General features: G+C 75.7%; 1 protein-coding gene and 2 pseudogenes. All 3 read left to right on the plus strand.

Annotation, left to right across the window (positions count from 1 at the left end):
* Positions 1-505: pseudogene (locus P1P75_RS40945) on the plus strand (hypothetical protein); the annotation flags it as partial.
* 48 nt (positions 506-553) lie between these two features.
* Entirely contained in the window at positions 554-1,330 is a 777-nt protein-coding gene (locus tag P1P75_RS40950; RefSeq protein WP_319264971.1) for a TIGR03936 family radical SAM-associated protein, read from the plus strand.
* Between the two features lie 277 nt (positions 1,331-1,607).
* Positions 1,608-2,654 (plus strand): annotated as a pseudogene (locus tag P1P75_RS40955) (ribonuclease E/G); the annotation flags it as partial.

Consider the following 2,654-nt stretch of genomic DNA (forward strand, 5'->3'; position numbering starts at 1 on the left):
GGGGGTCGTTTTTTTTTACGGGTGGGTTCTGTACTGGGTGGCGCGGGTTCTTTTGGTGCTGCCGGCGCTCGCGTTGTGGCGGTGGGTCCTCGTCCCGGTCGGCCGGGTCCTCGCCCTGGTCGGACGGGAGGTGTGGGACGCCCTGCGGCATGCCTGGCGGGTCGCCGGGCACATCTCGCTCGCCGTCGGACGCTTCCTCGGGACCCTCCTGCGGTGGATTTTCGTGGAGCCGGTGCGCTGGGTGTACCGGAGCGTGCTGACCCCGGTCGGGCACGTCGTCCGGGACGGGGTGCTGCGGCCGGCCGCAGCGGCAGCGCGCGCCGTGGGCCGTACCGTCCGGCAGTCCCTGGCCGCCGCCCGCGTGTCCGTGCGGCAGGCACGTGCCGACGCTCGACGGCTGCTCTTCGGCGAGCCCCGGCAGCCGCAGCCCGTGGCCCGCAGGGAACCATCCGGGCGCGAGACACGTACTCTTGATAGCAGTACGACCGCTCTCACGAAGGACTGAACGACACTGGGCAAGCGACAGCCCGAAGGCCCGCCGCCCGCACCCGCGGTGCAGCGCATCCGACTGCGATACACCAAGCGCGGCCGCCTCCGGTTCACCAGCCACCGTGACTTCCAGCGTGCCTTCGAGCGCGCGTTGCGCCGTGCCGAGGTGCCGATGGCGTACTCGGCGGGGTTCACGCCGCACCCGAAGGTGTCGTACGCCAATGCCGCACCCACCGGCACGGGCAGCGAGGCGGAGTACCTGGAGATCGCGCTCACCGAGGCGCGTGACCCGCAGAAGCTGCGTGAGCTGCTCGACGAGTCGCTGCCCACCGGGCTCGACATCGTGGACGCGGTGGAGGCCCGTACATCGGGTCTCGCCGACCGGCTCACGGCCTCCGTGTGGGAGATGCGCCTGGTCGGCGTGGATCCAGCGGAAGCCGATCGCGCGGTGGCCGCGTTCAACGCGGCCGACACCGTCGAGGTCCAGCGACTGATGAAGAACGGCGTCCGCACCTTCGACGCCCGCTCCGCCGTCGTGCACCTTGAATCGCACCCTGAACCACAGGATCCACAGGCTGATAGGCCGACGGACCAGCCCTGTGCGATACTGCGGCTGGTTGTTCGGCACGTGACGCCTGCCGTTCGACCCGACGACGTCCTGTCCGGTCTTCGCGCCGTGGCCGACCTGGCGCCGCCGGTCCCCGCAGGGGTGACCAGGCTGGCGCAGGGGCTGTTCGATGAAGAGACCGGCGTGGTGACCGACCCGCTCGCGCCCGACCGCGAGGCAGCCGAGGCCCTTTCCACGGCCGATGTGACTGCCGCCGCGAAGACGCCGGCGTAGGGAAGGTTCCGCACAGGGACGCACGTCGTAGCGCCGCCCTCGCACTCGGGAGCCACCTGGGTCGGGCAGCGCACCGACCACAAGACTTTCGCCAGGCCGTGCACATTCGGTGTACGGAACCGGCGAGACAGGACACTAGAGAGCTCCCGTGCGGCGCCCGCGCCCCGGACGGCGGCACCGCGCACAGCGCGAGCCGCGGACGTCAACGGCGACCGATCCACCGTGATCGGCGCCGGACCAGCGCGGCGCCCGGGAGCCTGACGGGAGATACGCCCGCATGCTCGAACCGACCGAATCCACGGAGTCCGTACCGGACTCCGCAACGAACAGCCCGAGCGACACCCTGCCGCCACGCCGTCGGCGCCGTGCCGCTTCCCGACCGGCGGGTCCGCCGGTCGGTGCCGCCGACACCTCGGCCGAGACCGTCGCGCCGGCCATACCGGCCGCCGAGTCCGTCGCCGACCTGGCCGCGGAGGACATCGAGGCCACCGCGGACATCGCGGAAGGGACGACGGAGGCCACCGCCGTCGAGGCGCCCGCCGAAGAAGCCGTCCCCGCCGCGCGTCCGCGCCGCCGGGCCACCCGTCGGGCGTCCGCGCCCACCGGTGCTCCGGCCGGTGCTCCCGCCGCGGTCGAGGCCGCCGAGACCGTGGTGCCCGCGACCGCCGCAGAGCCGGCCGTCGCCGCCGCGGAGGAGCAGGCCACCGCCGTCGAGGCCCCCGCGGAGGACGCCGCTCCGCGCCGCACGCGCCGCCGGGCCACCCGCACCGTGACGGCACCCGCCGCCGCGGAGCAGACCGACACCGCGCAGGCTGTCGCGGAGCCCACCGAGCCCGTGGCTCCCGCGGCGGCCGAGGCCGCCGTGACGGCAGAACCGGTCGAGGCCGCGCCCGCAGGGCGGACCCGCCGCAGGGCCACGCGCCGGGCGACCGCGCCCACCGGTGCGCCGCAGGCCGCCGAGGTCACCGAGACCGTCGCCGAGGTCACCGAGACCGTCGCCGAGGCGCCCGCCGCCGTCGAGCAGGCCGAGCCCGCCGAGACGCCCGCCGCCGAGGAGACCCCGCGTCGCACGCGGCGTCGGGCCGCTCGCGCCGCCGCCGCGCCCGCCGGGGCGCCGGAGCAGGCCGAGGTCCCCGCCGAGCCCACCGTCGTGCAGGAGGAGGCGCCCGAGGCGCCCGCCCCGCAGGCCGAGGAGGAGGCAGCCGGCCCCCGCCGTGGGCGTCGGCGCGTCACCCGGGCCGCCGTCGGTTCCCCCCCCCCCCCCCGCCCGGCGGGGGGGGGGGGGACCCCCCCGGTGCCCCCCCCCCCCCCGGGGGGGGCGGTG

This window comes from Streptomyces sp. ID05-39B, from assembly GCF_033794725.1.
GTDB lineage: Bacteria > Actinomycetota > Actinomycetes > Streptomycetales > Streptomycetaceae > Streptomyces > Streptomyces bobili.